General features: G+C 54.9%; 15 protein-coding genes and 2 pseudogenes. 9 read left to right on the top strand and 8 right to left on the bottom strand.

Features of this window, described 5'->3' with window-relative positions:
- Nucleotides 1-13: 13 nt before the first annotated feature.
- The 6 genes from ACIQWS_RS09870 to ACIQWS_RS09845 all read left to right on the top strand — a co-directional run bounded on the left by ACIQWS_RS09870 (nt 14) and on the right by ACIQWS_RS09845 (nt 6,973).
- Nucleotides 14-1,333 (top strand): MFS transporter, encoded by a 1,320-nt coding sequence (locus ACIQWS_RS09870; RefSeq protein WP_403175731.1) that lies wholly within the window; start codon nt 14-16, stop codon nt 1,331-1,333.
- A 162-nt stretch (nt 1,334-1,495) separates the two neighbouring features.
- Nucleotides 1,496-2,314, top strand: coding sequence for a chromate resistance protein ChrB domain-containing protein (locus ACIQWS_RS09865; protein WP_403175727.1), 819 nt, complete (start codon nt 1,496-1,498; stop codon nt 2,312-2,314).
- 1 nt (nt 2,315) lies between these two features.
- Nucleotides 2,316-3,725 (top strand): chromate efflux transporter, encoded by a 1,410-nt coding sequence (gene chrA / locus ACIQWS_RS09860; protein ID WP_403175723.1) that lies wholly within the window; start codon nt 2,316-2,318, stop codon nt 3,723-3,725.
- A gap of 185 nt (nt 3,726-3,910) precedes the next feature.
- A complete protein-coding gene (locus ACIQWS_RS09855; protein WP_403175717.1) occupies nt 3,911-5,362 on the top strand; it encodes an amidohydrolase family protein in 1,452 nt (483 codons plus the stop codon).
- A gap of 302 nt (nt 5,363-5,664) precedes the next feature.
- Nucleotides 5,665-6,285 (top strand): 3'-5' exonuclease, encoded by a 621-nt coding sequence (locus tag ACIQWS_RS09850; protein ID WP_346306606.1) that lies wholly within the window; start codon nt 5,665-5,667, stop codon nt 6,283-6,285.
- Nucleotides 6,286-6,700: 415 nt separating this feature from the next.
- Nucleotides 6,701-6,973: an aspartate-semialdehyde dehydrogenase gene (locus ACIQWS_RS09845; protein WP_346306607.1), complete on the top strand. Its 273-nt coding sequence runs from the start codon at nt 6,701-6,703 to the stop codon at nt 6,971-6,973.
- Between the two features lie 39 nt (nt 6,974-7,012).
- On the opposite strand, the gene ACIQWS_RS09840 is transcribed toward ACIQWS_RS09845, so the two are convergent.
- Complete coding sequence (locus tag ACIQWS_RS09840; protein ID WP_403175707.1) at nt 7,013-7,219, bottom strand: hypothetical protein; 207 nt, start codon at nt 7,217-7,219, stop codon at nt 7,013-7,015.
- 48 nt (nt 7,220-7,267) lie between these two features.
- On the opposite strand from ACIQWS_RS09840, the gene ACIQWS_RS09835 reads away from it, so the two are divergent.
- Nucleotides 7,268-8,116, top strand: a complete 849-nt coding sequence (locus tag ACIQWS_RS09835) for a dienelactone hydrolase family protein (protein ID WP_403175703.1) — start codon at nt 7,268-7,270, stop codon at nt 8,114-8,116.
- Between the two features lie 343 nt (nt 8,117-8,459).
- On the opposite strand, the gene ACIQWS_RS09830 is transcribed toward ACIQWS_RS09835, so the two are convergent.
- Both ACIQWS_RS09830 and ACIQWS_RS09825 read right to left on the bottom strand, forming a co-directional pair.
- Nucleotides 8,460-9,182, bottom strand: a complete 723-nt coding sequence (locus tag ACIQWS_RS09830) for a hypothetical protein (RefSeq protein ID WP_403175699.1) — start codon at nt 9,180-9,182, stop codon at nt 8,460-8,462.
- 3 nt (nt 9,183-9,185) lie between these two features.
- The gene (locus ACIQWS_RS09825) at nt 9,186-9,983 is read right to left on the bottom strand and encodes a hypothetical protein (protein WP_403175696.1); all 798 of its coding nucleotides are present in this window, start codon (nt 9,981-9,983) and stop codon (nt 9,186-9,188) included.
- 363 nt (nt 9,984-10,346) lie between these two features.
- Here ACIQWS_RS09825 and ACIQWS_RS09820 point away from each other — a divergent pair, with 363 nt between their 5' ends.
- Nucleotides 10,347-11,510, top strand: a complete 1,164-nt coding sequence (locus tag ACIQWS_RS09820; protein WP_403175694.1) for a helix-turn-helix transcriptional regulator — start codon at nt 10,347-10,349, stop codon at nt 11,508-11,510.
- Nucleotides 11,511-11,739: 229 nt separating this feature from the next.
- On the opposite strand, the gene ACIQWS_RS09815 is transcribed toward ACIQWS_RS09820, so the two are convergent.
- The 4 genes and pseudogenes from ACIQWS_RS09815 to ACIQWS_RS09800 form a co-directional block, all read right to left on the bottom strand.
- Nucleotides 11,740-12,234, bottom strand: coding sequence for a hypothetical protein (locus ACIQWS_RS09815; RefSeq protein ID WP_403175691.1), 495 nt, complete (start codon nt 12,232-12,234; stop codon nt 11,740-11,742).
- Nucleotides 12,235-12,704: 470 nt separating this feature from the next.
- Nucleotides 12,705-12,845 (bottom strand): annotated as a pseudogene (locus ACIQWS_RS09810) (IS3 family transposase); the annotation flags it as partial.
- Between the two features lie 16 nt (nt 12,846-12,861).
- Nucleotides 12,862-13,017 (bottom strand): annotated as a pseudogene (locus tag ACIQWS_RS09805) (nucleotidyltransferase domain-containing protein); the annotation flags it as partial.
- Between the two features lie 100 nt (nt 13,018-13,117).
- A complete protein-coding gene (locus tag ACIQWS_RS09800; RefSeq protein ID WP_403175687.1) occupies nt 13,118-13,477 on the bottom strand; it encodes a GNAT family N-acetyltransferase in 360 nt (119 codons plus the stop codon).
- Between the two features lie 50 nt (nt 13,478-13,527).
- Here ACIQWS_RS09800 and ACIQWS_RS09795 point away from each other — a divergent pair, with 50 nt between their 5' ends.
- Entirely contained in the window at nt 13,528-13,965 is a 438-nt protein-coding gene (locus ACIQWS_RS09795) for a VOC family protein (protein WP_403175681.1), read from the top strand.
- Between the two features lie 136 nt (nt 13,966-14,101).
- On the opposite strand, the gene ACIQWS_RS09790 is transcribed toward ACIQWS_RS09795, so the two are convergent.
- A complete protein-coding gene (locus tag ACIQWS_RS09790) occupies nt 14,102-14,824 on the bottom strand; it encodes a cytochrome c biogenesis CcdA family protein (protein ID WP_403175677.1) in 723 nt (240 codons plus the stop codon).
- Nucleotides 14,825-14,834 lie beyond the last annotated feature (10 nt).

Here is a 14,834-nt window from a genome sequence, read left to right as displayed (position 1 = left end):
GGCGTGATCGACGATGCTTTTCGTTCTCTATAACCGGACATACCGCCATTTGTTTGCGGCACAGGTCATTGCCCTTATCGGTACGGGGCTGGCGACGGTTGCCCTCGGACTGCTCGCTTATGACCTTGCTGGAAAAGACGCGGGCGCCGTTCTTGGTACCGCCCTGGCCATCAAGATGATTGCCTATGTGGGGGTTGCGCCGATTGCTGCCGCATTTGCCGAGCGGTTGCCAAGACGTGCCATGCTTGTCAGTCTTGACCTGGTCCGCGCCGCCGTAGCGATGGCCTTGCCGTTTGTCAGCGAGATTTGGCAGGTCTATGTCCTGATTTTCGTGCTTCAGTCGGCATCGGCCGCCTTCACGCCGACATTTCAGGCAACGATCCCCGATGTTCTGCCCGAAGAGAAGGACTACACACGGGCACTTTCGCTGTCGCGGCTCGCCTATGACATGGAAAGTCTTGTCAGTCCGATGCTGGCGGCGGCGCTTCTGACGGTCATCAGTTTCCATAGCCTGTTTGCCGGCACGGTTATCGGATTTCTGTTTTCGGCTGCACTTGTTGTCTCCGTCACGCTGCCCAGCCCGAAACCATCTGAACGGCGTGGCATCTATGACCGTACAACACGCGGGATGCGCATTTACATGGCGACACCACGCTTGCGTGGACTGCTTGCCATTAATCTGGGTGTTGCTGCTGCCGGGGCGATGGTCATTGTCAACACGGTTGTCATCATCCAATCCGAGTTTGGCCTGACACAGCGGTCGACTGCACTGGCGCTTGCAGCCTTTGGCGGCGGTTCCATGCTTGCCGCGCTTCTTCTGCCTCGTCTGCTTGAGACAGTTCCGGATCGCAGGGCGATGCTGGCAGGAGTGGTCGTCCTGTTCGCCGGCCTGCTTGCCGGAGTGGGAGTGCCGTCATTTGTGCCACTATTGGTATTGTGGTTTTTGCTCGGTCTTGGTTACTCGGTTGCGCAGACCCCATCGGGCCGCCTGCTCAGGCGTTCCGCGCACGCCGAGGACAGGCCAGCACTGTTTGCAGCGCAGTTTGCTCTTTCCCACGCCTGCTGGTTGATCACTTATCCCCTGGCAGGATGGCTTGGAGCGGAATTCGGGCTGTCATTCACGTTCGTCGTACTGGCAGGCATCGCCGGCTTCTCTCTCCTGTTAGCTGCCTTGGTTTGGCCCGCAGGCGATCATGATGTGGTTGAGCACAGTCATGCTGGACTTGCACATGATCATCCGCACTGGGAGGAGGGAACTGGCAGAAGGGGTTTCAAACACGCCCATGCCTTTGTTATAGACCGTTATCATGATGTGTGGCCGCGTGACTTCTGAACTTGCCACAAAGTGCCTATCCCCGAAACATATGTCCGCTCGGTTATACTTGACATAATTCCGGTTCGTGCCAAATTAATACGCATGGGGATTGCGATCTCCCCACGAGGCGTCAGCCCAAGTATCGCGTCCAATAAACCCGATTTGACGGAAGGACGCGACATGTCTTCGACCACAACTATTACACACGATAAACTGGCACGGCTGATCGGAACACCCGGCAGCCCGGTTCTCATTGACGTGCGGATCGATGAGGACTTTGACCTTGACCCGCGATTGATCCCCGGCGCGCGCCGGCGATCCCACAGGAACGTCAACACCTGGGCAAATGAGCTTGAGGGCAAGCGGTCAATCATCATCTGCCAGCAGGGCAAGAAACTGAGCGAGGGCACCGCTGCCCTGTTGCGGTATCATGGTGTCGCTGCGGAAAATCTGGTCGGCGGCCATGAAGCCTGGAGCAATGCCGGGCTTCCTCTGGTTCCCGTGGCAAAACTGCCTGCTCTCGACCCGAAGGGAAGGACGGTATGGGTGACACGGGCACGGCCGAAGGTGGACAGGATTGCCTGCCCCTGGCTAATCCGGCGTTTTGTTGATCCGGATGCGGTTTTCCTTTTCGTCACGCCCGCGGAAGTGGAAGCGGTTGCCGACCGGTTCAACGCGGCATCCTTCGACATCGAGGATGTCTTCTGGAGCCATCGTGGCGCGCTGTGCACCTTCGATGTCATGATCGAAGAATTCGGATTGAACGCCGAGCCGCTGTCGCGGCTGGCGGCCATTGTGCGGGGTGCCGATACGGCCCGTCCCGATCTTGCACCGGAAGCACCGGGGCTGCTGGCAGCATCACTTGGTCTGTCGCGCATGTATTCCGACGATCTGGAGCAGCTTGAAGCCGGCATGATACTCTACGATGCGTTTTACCGATGGTGCCGGGATGCCACCGACGAAACACATAACTGGCCCAACAGAAGGCCGGGAGCGTGAGATGGTCCAGATTGTCGGCGCTGAAAGGGAGGTTGCTTCGGCAACCTCCGGGAACCACGATATTGCCTTTGCTGAAGCTGTCCGTGTCTGGGTGCGTATTGCCGCATTGAGCTTTGGCGGGCCAGCCGGGCAGATAGCGGTGATGCACCGCATCCTTGTCGATGAGAAACGATGGATCGGCGAGGGCCGGTTTCTGCATGCGCTCAATTACTGCATGCTGTTGCCCGGGCCTGAAGCCCATCAGCTTGCCATCTACATCGGATGGCTTCTGCACAAGACCAGGGGCGGCCTTGTCGCAGGCATTCTATTTGTGCTGCCGGGTTTCCTGTCGATACTTGCCCTAAGCTACATCTATGTCATCTTTGGCACTGTCGGTGTCATTGAGGGATTGTTCTTCGGCCTGAAGGCAGCTGTCCTTGCCGTCGTGTTGCAGGCGGTCGCAAGGATCGGCAGACGAGCGCTCAAGAATAGGGTGATGGTGCTTATTGCGGTCGCGGCGTTCTTGGCAATATTTGCATTCCGTGTGCCGTTCCCGCTCATCATTCTGACCGCTGCAATCATCGGATATTTTGGCGGGCGTGCGCGATCGCCATTGTTCCAGGTGGGGGGCGGACATGGACGTTCAGGTCCCGGACTTGCGGATCGGGATTCCGCCCTTGGCGAGGAGACGCCGGCCCACGCGCGTCCAAACCTTCTCTGGTCGTTGAAGATATCGGCTGCATTCCTGCTCCTGTGGCTCATCCCTGTTGCTGCCCTTCTCCTGATCCTCGGGCCGGATAATGTGTTCAGCCAGATCGGTATCTTTTTCAGCAAGATGGCGATGGTGACCTTCGGCGGCGCTTATGCGGTGCTGTCCTATGTGGCACAGGAAGCTGTTCAGAATTACGGCTGGCTCAAGCCGGGCGAAATGCTCGACGGCCTTGGTATGGCTGAAACCACGCCGGGGCCTTTAATACAGGTTGTGCAATTTGTCGGTTTCATCGGCGCATTTCGTGATCCGGGTACGCTGTCTCCGCTGACCGCTGCCACACTGGCGTCGATCCTGACGACCTGGGTGACCTTTGTTCCGTGCTTTCTCTGGATATTTCTCGGAGCCCCCTTCATCGAAGGCTTGCGCAACAACAATGCGCTGACGGGAGCCATGTCAGCAATCACGGCGGCAGTTGTTGGCGTGATCATGAACTTGGCAATCTGGTTTGCGCTTCACCTTCTGTTCAGCGAAATCATCCACTGGCAGGCATTTGGCATCAATCTGGATGTTCCCGTGGCGCATTCAATCAATGTGCCATCGTTGCTGCTAACGCTTGCTTCCGTCGTTGCCATCTTCCGCTTCAAGCTTGGAATGATCCCGACGCTTCTGATTTCGTCAGCGGCGGGGATTGGGTGGTATTTTGTCATGGGTCATATTTGAGTACTGATAGGAAGATGGAAGACGAAGGTCGGCTTGAATCGCAAAATGGCCGCCTTTCATTCAGCAGAGCAAAGTATTTTGCCACCAAATACTGAAAGGTCTCCTTGTTCGAGGAAGTCAAATCGGCTTAACTGCTTTATCTATCATCGACCGGCTTGAGCCAGGGAACTGGCGGGAGTGTACGCTTGCTGTTTTGGCTGGGCCAGAAATACCAGCACTTGAGCCATGAAGGCGGCTGCGCCTGCCACAGCCTGCGAGCACAGCAGCTATTTGCACGCGTCGACAAGGGACTGTCGCGCCGCTCCGTTCTGAAAGGTGTCGCAGCGAGCCTTGCCGCTCCTGTGCTTGGAATGGTCAGCCCTGGCTTCGCGCAGAGTCCTGCCAAACCGATCCTGCTCACCAATGTGAATATTTTCGACGGGACAAGCGGAAAACTTGTCGAAGGTCAGGGTGTCCTGGTCGAAGGTAAATTCATCAAGGCCCTGGTCACCTCCGCAGACACGGTTGCCGATGCCGACGTCGTTGACTGTGGCGGACGGACGTTGATGCCGGGCATGATCGACGCGCACTGGCATTCGATCCTGGCGGGCATTTCACAGATTGCGGCAATGACTGCCGATATCCCTTACGTCCACCTTGTCGCCGCACAAGAGGCAGAGCGCACGGTGCTGCGTGGCTTCACCACGGTCCGCGACGTGGGCGGTCCTTCATTCGCCCTGAAACGCGCCATCGACGAGGGGCGCATTGCGGGGCCGCGTATCTATCCTTCCGGCGCCATGATCTCGCAGACGTCCGGACACGGCGACTTTCGCATGCGCACGGATCTGCCGCGAACGGCGCAAAGCGATCTCGGCGTTGCCGAGCAGGCGGGCATTTCGGCTATCGCCGACGGAGAAGCGGAAGTGCTGCGCCGGGTGCGCGAGCAACTCATGCTGGGCGCCAGCCAGATCAAGATCATGGGCGGCGGCGGCGTTGCTTCTGCCTACGACCCGATTGATGCGCTCCAATATACCGAAGCCGAGATGAAGGCAGCAGTGTCTGCGGCGACGGACTGGGGCACCTATGTGTGCATCCACGCTTACACGTCCGCCGCCGTTCAGCGCGCCCTCGCATGCGGTGTCAAATCCATCGAGCACGGTCAGCTTGCCGACGAGGAGACCGTCAGGCGCATTGCAGATGCGGGCGCATGGTGGAGCATCCAGCCTTTTCTTGCCGATGAAGATGCCAACACCTACGCCTCACCTGAACAGCGCGCGCAGCAGCAGATGATCGCAGACGGAACGGCCCGGGCGATCGAACTGGGACGCAAGCACAACGTACGGATGGCGCTTGGCACCGACATATTGTTCAACCCGAAGGGCACCGCCACGCAGGGCAAGCAGCTTGCCAAGTTCGCCCGGTGGTATGATAACGCCGACGTGTTGCGGCTTCTGACCAGCGGCAATGCCGAGCTCGCAGGTCTTTCCGGACCGCGCAATCCCTATCCGGGAAAGCTCGGCCGGATCGAGCCCGGTGCCCATGCCGATATTCTGGTGGTCAACGGCGATTCGCTCAAAGACATCGCCTTGATCGCCGATCCTGAGCGGACGATGCAGCTCATCATGAAGGAGGGGCGCATCCACAAGAATACACTGTAAGCGTGAAGGGGGCTTGAACAGATTTGCCATTGCCATTTTATCAATGTAAGGGGCCGTTTCTGGCACATCTCCAACAATGTGACGCTCACCGCAGGCCTTGGCAGGCTACAAAGTGCTTGATATCGTTTGCGAGCGTGGCGGCCATGTCTATGACACGCGGTTGTCCGGGCCAGTTCTGGGCTTGACGTACCGGTTTTAAGACACAGCCAATGCTCACGGCGGCTGCAAGGAGATGAATGGGATGCAGTCAGCCGACGCGACAATCATAGTCAATCACCTGCTTTAACCGGGAAGCGCAAACCATGCAGACTGCCATCATTTTCGATTGCGAGTTTCTTTGCCGCGAAGGGTCCCAGCGTCGATTCTGGTGTGCGGCTGATGATCCTGATCCGGTTATTGCACAGATCGGGGCGGTGAAGCTGGGGCTGGAGGGAGATTTCCCTCTTTTGGATACGTACCGATCTCACGTTCAGCCAGTCGACCGATTTGGCAACAGGTATGCACTCGATCCGTTTTTCACCAAGCTGACGGGGATCACCGATGAAACCATGGAAGCGGAGGGCGTACCGCTGCAGGACGCACTGGCGGGCGTCGATCGCTTCTCCAATGGTGCGCGATTCTGGTCGTGGGGGAAGGATGAGCTGAACATGGTTGCCATCAGTTGCTATGTCGCCGGCATTCAGCCGCCCATTCCGGCTGGCCGGTTCGACAATGCGGTAAAGCTGCTGATTGCAGCCGGGATGCCAATTGAGGATTTGGCCAAGACGCCCAGCAACAGGCTCGCCGATTACTATCATGTGAAACATCCCCCGCTGCAGGGACACGATGCACTCGACGATGCCCTTTCCGTGGCATACACGCTCCAATATTTATTGAAATCCGGGAAATTGCAGCCGGACTTTTTCGATCACGGCAAGTCCTGAAAGTCAGCCGTTTGGTGTCCAATCGCATGGGTCAGCTCACGATAGAGACAGGTAAGAGCGCGATCTGTCATGGACGGCCAAGCAATGACCGGATTGGTTGGGCATCCCAGACCTGAGCCTCGCTGTAGCCGCTGCCACCAAGAGAGCTTGGCCTTGCAGGCAAACCGTGAATAGCAACAATCTCCCTGATACCCGGCAGGGTGAAGACCTGGCCGCGGCGTGGAGATTTGACAAGTGAATTGCCATTCACCCGGACAGGCACACAGGTGGCATTCTCGAGACATTAGCAGTCACGGTCGATCGCTGCTAATATATTGTATTCTAATGGTTATTATGTGTATTCCATCGATTTTTCATTGAAGTCGGCGAACAAGTGCGGCATCATATCTCCAATGTGAGAACAACGGAGATTGCGATGCACTTTTCGTCAGAAATGGAACGCCAGCTGAAGGGCTACGGTATCACAACTGCTCATATTCTATACCGCATTCCCCATTTTCAATCCGTTCTGCAGACCTATATCTGGCAGGACTACGATCTTGCTCCGGAATTTCCCGAGATGAGGAAATTCCTGGACTTCTGGCAAAGAAAACTGGATGGCCCGCTGCATTCCGTTCGCTACTGCCATCGACGCCTTATTGGCCCCAGTGAATGGCGCCACGTGGATGGTGAGTTCAAGTTGAACTGAGTGACCTGACGGTTTCATTGGCAAAGCGGTCTTGGCCGCCTACCCGGGCACCAGGCCGTCGAATACTTCGAGCATCGCATCGGCAATCGCCTTGCCCAATGCGGTCCCACATTCTTTAATTCCAGCTTCATCCATATCCCGGGCAGCCAATGCCAGCGCTGATCCCTCGACCCTGACAATCTCCCGCGCACGCTCGATGGCCCAAAGGGCAAAATCGCTTCGCGTGGTTATTTCGATCGTTTCCATGTTACATTCCACTTCGGTGAAGAACCTCAATAATGGCGGAGAGACCCGTTGAGGCTGCTCAAAAAGGTTGTCTGTCTGGCTTGCCTTTGTCTCGCAGGGCATCTTTTTACTGCCCATGCAGATGCTGACCAGTTCGTACAGTTTGAAAGTGCGCCTGTGAAGCCCACTGCGTTTCAGGAACGCAACGCCCGGGCAAGAGGCGAGGCAGTGAATGCTGTTCCCGGCACGCCACTGCAGGGGTACCTGACACGACCACAGGGGGAAGGGCCGTTTCCCGCCATCGTCATTCTGCACGGATGTGCGGGTATACACCTGAGTGTGAAGGAAACCTGGCCGGAGCGGCTGGCATCGTGGGGCTACGTTGTACTTGTTGTCGACAGCTTCAGCACGCGCGGCATTCAGAACACCTGTCATAGCCTCCTTGTCGACCGTGTATATGATGCCTATGGCGCTCTGGAGTTTCTCTCAATGTCCGGTTTCGTTGATCCCAAACGCATTGCTGTGATGGGTTTCTCGGCTGGCGGGATTGCAGCACTGGAAGCGGTGCAACTTGGCGGGGCCGAGCGGCTTATGGAGCACAAATTCAAGGCGGCGGTAGCCTATTATCCGATATGCAAGGCAGCCAATGGCGATATGGCGGTTCCAACTCTGGTTCTGGTCGGCGACGTCGATGACTGGAGTCCCGCGGAGCAATGCCGAAAGATGATGAAACAACGCAGCGGCGAGGGAAGCCCCGTACAACTCAACGTCTATAAGGGTGCGCATCACGCGTTTGACGCTCCGGAATTCAAGACTGGCTTTGAAGCCTACGGTCACTGGATCGAATACAATGCGATTGCCGCCGATCAATCCGTAAACGACGTCCACGCCTTCTTACGAGGAGCCTTTGGGAATTAGTTCATCCGGACAAGATTGCATCTCCAACGGTCTCAATCCGAAATGTGGAAGAACGCGCATCAGCGGGAGCCTTGCGCTTGTCTCCCGCAAAGTATAGCCCACCGTGTCGCGCCATCTCATTTTCCGCAAGCAATTGAAGTGGAACGGTGTCGCCTTGCGGCACGAACGCCTACTTCCCACCAGCTACTTCTGCGATCATGCGTTTGACCTGCAGCGTGCCTAATCCTTCGTCAGATAAAAGGCTTAAACTGAGTCCCCGTGCACAAAATACCTTGTTGGATAATGCTTGGAGGCCCTGGGCTTTTGAGATCGTTACTTGCTGTAGCCAATAACTCATGTAGGATCATTTCTTAGGGGGACAGATCAAATCAGTCTGCGCTTGGTACGTATTTGATGTCATCGGTAGCAATGTATTCGATCTACTCCTGTTATTTGTAGCACATGCGTTATTCGGTAACTGTTGCCGATTTCGCGCGCTCCTCTTGACGTAGTGGTCAATGTTCGCTCCTGCAGCAGTCGGGTCTTTTGCTTCGATCTCCAATAGATGGGAAAGGGTATTTGATGCGTAACGCCGAAATGGCGTAACGCCATGCGTGGCATGCGGATCGAGGGGAGGCTCGTAGCACAGCACCCAGCTCGATATGTATGCCATAGACGCGGAAACAGTATTGTCCCAAAGGTCGGCCACTCGGACGACAACGGTCCACCGCCCTACCTCATCGAAAAATCCATCGTCAACCGCGTCTATTGCGCTGACAAAGGATGTGTCGTCGCTTGATTGCAGCATCTGAATAGCCGCGCTTGTCGAGTGCTTCGCCGGAGCAGGCACACGTGGATCGAAGCCAACGAGATGAAAATTGGTGCCAACGGAGATTTTGCGCCGCTGCAGCTTACCGTCGGCATAGCGCCAGTTCGTGATGCCAACCTGACCGCGAACAACGACCAGGGTATTGAACGGTTCAGGCCCGACGATGGGAATGCGCACGACCGGCTGTTCATCGACCAGCGGATATTGGTACTCTGCTATTGCGTATAGCTCGAGAGGATTTGGCCAACCATTCGACATTGCTTATCCTAACCGTAAAACTGAAACGGCAAAATCGATGTTGTCCATTGAGGGTGCACTCGCCGTTAATGTAAATTCTCTGGGTTGGGTTGTCTGACCGGCCACCACCGTACCGCCAGCATTTTGCCAAAACAGTTCGCCGACAGCGACGGTGACCGATAGCAGCACAGCCATCTGCGGGTTATCGATGCGATAATATGCATCAATAGAGTCACCCCTGTCTTCGAGTTTGAATATTTGCCCCGGTGTCAGCGGCGTGAGTTTATCGAATGCAAAGCCGCCGGACGGCGTAATGTGTTCCAGGCGATTGGCCATAATGATCAGAGAGCCGGCCACAAGCGACGAATCCAGGGATTTCGGTTTGAAGAGTGTCTTTGGCCAGGAAATAACGCCGCCAATATGGGGATTTACGCGGACGACCGTCGCTACGACTTGATACGATATTCGTCCAAGATAAGACCACTCTCCCATCAGAGCGGTGTTGATGTGCAGCAATAATTCCCCGGTGACGTTATCAAGACTTACCGTTGCGGTGTCTGCGGCAAAAACGAATGAGGAGTCGTCATTTCCGATACTTGCCAAACCGACAAAGGAACTCCACTGCTCTAGGTTGGAAGCAAACACTCCCAATCGAACCTGAGTTTCGCCACGCCACAGCACATCGCTGTCATAACGCCAATCGATCAACGCAATGCCGGAAAGTACCAGAAGGTTTCTACCTGCAACTCCCAAATCGGCACTAATAAAACTACTCGATTCGACCTGCGTGGGATCTCTGGCGTCAAGAACTTGCATCGTCATGAGGTACTCTCCGACCACTGTAATTCTATCAGTCGTTACTCGATGGACATTTTTTCAATTCTTTTTGCACTGGTGATAAGTATTTTTTACATATCTCAAGTGCCAGTTGTAGTTTAACTCCAAATTTGCAACATCCATCAGCCGTTCGGCCTATACAGATGGCGATTTTACAATCATAATTGCCAATAATTCCGAGGTATTGTCGCATCAGAGACCCTGCTTGATATGGCCGCTTTACCAAAAAACTCGAACAATAAAATTTGACGCTGTCTTTCCATCTGTGTTCTTTGATTGAAGTTCTCGTGTCGCTGCACGAGTGCCTCGCAGACAGGTCGGTAATCGAGTTTGCGCTTCGGGGAACATATGGGAGAACTCAGGATCGAAGAGAATGGCATCGCTGCGCTGATCAGCGCGATTTATGATGCTGCGGCAGATTTCGGCCGTTGGCCTGATGCGTTGAGACTCATCGCGGAAACATGTGGTGCTCGTGCCGCTGTGCTTACGCGACAGGGGGAAAATTCAGGACAGTCATGGAGTGTCGCACCATTATGCGATTCAGCATATTATGAAAGTTACGCTCGTCATTATCATCGCATCAATCCAATCTGGTCTCGGACCTCATCCTCACAGGCAGGAACTGTGCAGACAGACGATATGATTATGCCCAGAAATGACTTTATCCGGACTGAATTTTATAATGACTTCCTTGTTCCGCAGCGTCTTGGATCGGTGCTAAATGCTGTAGCGTTAGTCGAGGAAGGGCGGCAAACGGCTATCGCCCTACACAGACGGAAGCAATTTGAGCCGGAGCATGTTCAGCTTTACCGGCTTCTTGTGCCGCACTTACAACGTGCCGTGCAATTGAACATTAAGATTGCCGAAATGCAAATGTGCAGTACGGCGTCTTTGGAGGCTCTCGATCGAGGAACACTGCTGGTAAATAAGAGTGCCCGTGTGGTTTTTGCCGATTATCCGGCCGAGCGTTTATGCACGTCTTCTGGTCCTCTAAAGATATCGGAAGGGATACTTTGCGCCCATCGGGCCGATGACACTGCGTTGCTGCACTCCATCATTACCAGATCTGTGCTTCGCGGAAGTGACGCGGGTGCAGGGGGGCAACTTTACTTGCCATGTGAATCGGGAAAACGTCCGATATCAATATTAGTAATTCCGCTCCGTTCTGATGACGTTCCGTTCTTTGCCGCGGAACGGGCCGTAGCTGTGGTCTTTGTTACAGATCCGAATCGTCAAGCAGAAGCGTTCAGTTCAAAAATACAAAGACAGTTTGGCTTGACCCCTGCGGAGACCGCATTCGCTGTCGAACTTTTGGATGGTCATGGTATACAGGCAGCGGCAGACCGTTTGGGAATTATGAGATCAACCGGCCGGACACATCTCGCCCGGATTTTTGAAAAGACCCATACTCATCGCCAAGCTGAACTGGTCCGCCTCATGCACCAGCATGTATATACGGTTGCCACGCTTAAACATCCTCAGTCGATAAGGCCTGCAGAATTGCGAAATTAGGTAGCAAAAGCCACCAGATTTGAAATCCTGCATGCAGTAGCCTTGATCGAGAAGATCAGGAGATATTTCTTCGTGAGAAAGCACACGACACCAGTGAAGAACGCTCGATCCAGGTAACCGAGTTATTGATTTGATTGACAGCATCGCAGACATAAATTGAGCGTTCGGTTCACAGAATCCGTACCTCGCATCTACGAGGCGAGGTCGCAATTCAAAGCGCTCGGCCGTGCTATTTTTGCCTACTCTTCATGTCGCCGAACACCTTCTTGATGTCAGCCATTTGTTCATCCGCCAATTTGTCGACTCCCTCGGAGATGAATCTGGTAATATCCAGATTGAGCTTTACCGTGAATCTGATACTGGATTCCTTGAAGGCATCTTGGCCACAATCGGCGTTGAGGGCTGCCACCGAACTGTAGGCAGGGCCGATAGATTCAACATAAGAAGCAGTGGCAACGGTGACATCAGCCTGTCTGCTTGCCAAATCGATGTTCATCTTTCCGATCCTGCTGGAATAACGTGCCGATGCCATGAGTTGGGTTGCCCTATCCAAGGAAAACTTCGCCCGTTTATATTCCTTGATCGCGCTCTCAAGCCTCTTGATAAGGTCGCTGCAGACAGGCGCAGCCGTCGGCGCGCTCGGATCAGTGTTTTGAGCCAGCGCACTCGACAACGTTGAAACAAGCGCCATCGTCAAAACGACGGCAGGGCTGAGTTTCCTCATTCAACCTTTCCTTAGCTGCGCGAGCAATCCATATGATAGCATTATTCATCCGGAACCCAAGATGGGTGATGACAGGCAAGCTTTACGCCTGTCCACTTGTTCATTGGAGAGATGTTCAACGGAGGAAGAACTGTTCGCTACACGTAGGCACGGAAGAACTCGAACTCGGCTGGAGTAACCAAAGTTTTTCTTAATGCCGATTTTCTCGAAGCTGGAAGATCGACTGCAAGGACGTTGAACGCGGGCATCGGTCTACCAACTCGGAACGTTCGGAACGGCCCGCAAGGAACTAAAGCTTTGGTTTCGAACCCTTGAGAAGAGACTCAGGAATTAATAACGAACGGATTATTCCTAGCTATATTGGGCGGTTAATTGGCCATTGGTGGTCTTTGCTACCTAATTCAGCAGAATTGGCACAGACTGTTCAGAGGCGATGACGTAATCACAGGACAATATAGTAATCTGGCGTTTTCAGTTTCCCAGACCCGATCTTCCAGCTTCTTTATCTCCGAGTTGCCGATCACAGGCTTGTCGGAATCCACGGCCATCGCACCTCCTTCGCTCAAAAGCCTGCGCCGGCAATGAAGAAAATTTGGCACAACACCGTGCCGCATCGAGATGGTCAAAGACAACAACGAGGTCGATATCCGAAGAGGGAGTGCCTTCGCCGCGCATGATGGAGCCTGCCACAAACGCACAAGATGCCCCTTGAAAGCGTGCGGCGAAAACATGATTGGCAATGACCAGTGCTTGACTGATCTGCTCTTGCACTCCAATCCCCATGTTTTGCTCCCTCAGTAATGCTGAAATCTCATGCCGCTTTGCCAAATATGTCACCGCGTTTCGTGAATGTGGAACTTCTGTGACGAGGTTTCTGACTGGATCATTGTGATTGGAACTCATGTTCCAGCAAGCCCATCATTATGTCGTCATGCCGCGTTCCGTTAACGAGCGCAGTTTCTCGTTCACGGCCCTCGACGATAAACCCGCACTTTTCATATGTCCGGATCGCACGCCTGTTATAGGCGGGGACCCGAATTCCTATCCGGTGCAAGCGTATGGTCAAAAATGCATGCCCCAGTGTCAGCCTTATGGCCCGGCTGCCCAATCCACGCCCAAGAGAGGCCGTGTCGTAGATGCCGATTGCCAACGTCGACATGCGCGATGGCGGATGAATGAGGTTCAGCCGGGCTTCCGTCAGGGTGAGCCAGGTATGTTTCCGCATGAGCCACTGAGCCAGCATAACCCGGTGTGCGCTTGCAAAAGGGGTGCAGTTATCAGTAGATTGGGTGCATGGCACTCAAACGAATGGACAACATAGGAATCGTCGTCGAAGACCTCGAAGAGGCGATTGATTTCTTTCGCGAGCTTGGCCTCGACCTCGAAGGTCGGGCCACGATTGAAGGAGAATGGGCCGGACGTGTCACCGGACTGGGCGATCAGCGGGTCGAGATTGCCATGATGTGTACACCGGACGGCCACAGCCGCCTTGAGCTCTCCCGCTTCATCACGCCGCCCGTCGTCGCGGATCACCGCAATGCTCCGGTCAACGCTCTAGGCTACCTCCGCGTCATGTTCACCGTGGACGATATCGACGACACGCTTGAAAGGCTCCGCAAGCGCGGCGCGCAGCTTGTAGGCGAAGTCGTCCAGTACAAAGACGCGTATCGGCTCTGCTACATCCGCGGGCCTGAAGGACTTCTCATCGGACTTGCCCAAGAACTCAACTGAGCGAGCGCGTTGCAATTGTGCACGCGAACCATGCCATCACACGAACATTGGTCTTCTCGCGCTGAGGAGCGCTGTGAGTGCGTTCCACCGATATCACCTCAACTTCGGCCAAGATACAGAGTGGAATGTCCGCCGGTCAGAAATGGGTTGTAAGTTGGGTAAGCCAAACAGGTGACACGTCGACCAGCAAGGTCTCGATCCTCTTGTCCAAGCCACTCAGGATAAGAAATCCGATGGCGAAGAGCAGAGCGCCCAATATGGCTTTCCCTCGTTGACCGGCGCGCAGCAGCTGGCTGCGCCACCGGAGCATGCGATCCCGGGAGACAACTCCGAGAAGAAGCAAAGGCAGGGCCGCACCGATACCAAAGGCTGTCATCACGCTTGCCACCTGTCCGAGATCCTTGCCCTGTGCCGCCAGCACGGATGCAGCACCAAGCGTCGGACCGACGCAGGGTGTCCATACCGCACCGAGCAGCAGACCAAGGGCGAACTGCCCCTTCAACCCGGTTGCGGAAAATCCACCAAAGCGGCGATCGGCCCAGCCGCTGATTGGGCCCCCTGACACGGCGAGTTGAGTCTGGAATTTGGGAACCATGAGGACCAGCCCGACTGCCAACAAGAGCAGGGCGGCAAGCTCCTGAAAGGCTCCGGTGTCCAACCCGATTGCGAAACCGATCGTTGCGACAAACAGCCCAATGCCAACGAATGAGATGGCTAGGCCTGCAGCAAGCGCGACCGGACCCAACTTGTGCTGGAAGACAGCTGCGCCAATGACAAGCGGCAAGAGTGGCAGAACGCAAGGCGACAATGTTGAGAGGATACCGGCCAGGAACGCAAACAAGAAGCTGCCAATTCCCATTGCACTATCC

Source organism: Phyllobacterium sp. NPDC097923 (genome assembly GCF_044760925.1).
Classification (GTDB): domain Bacteria; phylum Pseudomonadota; class Alphaproteobacteria; order Rhizobiales; family Rhizobiaceae; genus Phyllobacterium; species Phyllobacterium calauticae.
This window is presented reverse-complemented; position numbering and strand designations above follow the sequence as displayed.

Excerpts from the sequence above, each read along its gene's own strand:
- ACIQWS_RS09865 (WP_403175727.1), top strand. The coding sequence starts at position 1,496 with ATGTCTTCGACCACAACTATTACACACGATAAACTGGCACGGCTGATC.
- ACIQWS_RS09850 (WP_346306606.1), top strand. The coding sequence starts at position 5,665 with ATGCAGACTGCCATCATTTTCGATTGCGAGTTTCTTTGCCGCGAAGGG.
- ACIQWS_RS09870 (WP_403175731.1), top strand. The coding sequence starts at position 14 with ATGCTTTTCGTTCTCTATAACCGGACATACCGCCATTTGTTTGCGGCA.
- ACIQWS_RS09820 (WP_403175694.1), top strand. The coding sequence starts at position 10,347 with ATGGGAGAACTCAGGATCGAAGAGAATGGCATCGCTGCGCTGATCAGC.
- ACIQWS_RS09845 (WP_346306607.1), top strand. The coding sequence starts at position 6,701 with ATGCACTTTTCGTCAGAAATGGAACGCCAGCTGAAGGGCTACGGTATC.
- ACIQWS_RS09795 (WP_403175681.1), top strand. The coding sequence starts at position 13,528 with ATGGCACTCAAACGAATGGACAACATAGGAATCGTCGTCGAAGACCTC.
- ACIQWS_RS09825 (WP_403175696.1), bottom strand. The coding sequence starts at position 9,983 with ATGACGATGCAAGTTCTTGACGCCAGAGATCCCACGCAGGTCGAATCG.
- chrA (WP_403175723.1), top strand. The coding sequence starts at position 2,316 with ATGGTCCAGATTGTCGGCGCTGAAAGGGAGGTTGCTTCGGCAACCTCC.
- ACIQWS_RS09800 (WP_403175687.1), bottom strand. The coding sequence starts at position 13,477 with ATGCTGGCTCAGTGGCTCATGCGGAAACATACCTGGCTCACCCTGACG.
- ACIQWS_RS09790 (WP_403175677.1), bottom strand. The coding sequence starts at position 14,824 with ATGGGAATTGGCAGCTTCTTGTTTGCGTTCCTGGCCGGTATCCTCTCA.
- ACIQWS_RS09830 (WP_403175699.1), bottom strand. The coding sequence starts at position 9,182 with ATGTCGAATGGTTGGCCAAATCCTCTCGAGCTATACGCAATAGCAGAG.
- ACIQWS_RS09840 (WP_403175707.1), bottom strand. The coding sequence starts at position 7,219 with ATGGAAACGATCGAAATAACCACGCGAAGCGATTTTGCCCTTTGGGCC.
- ACIQWS_RS09815 (WP_403175691.1), bottom strand. The coding sequence starts at position 12,234 with ATGAGGAAACTCAGCCCTGCCGTCGTTTTGACGATGGCGCTTGTTTCA.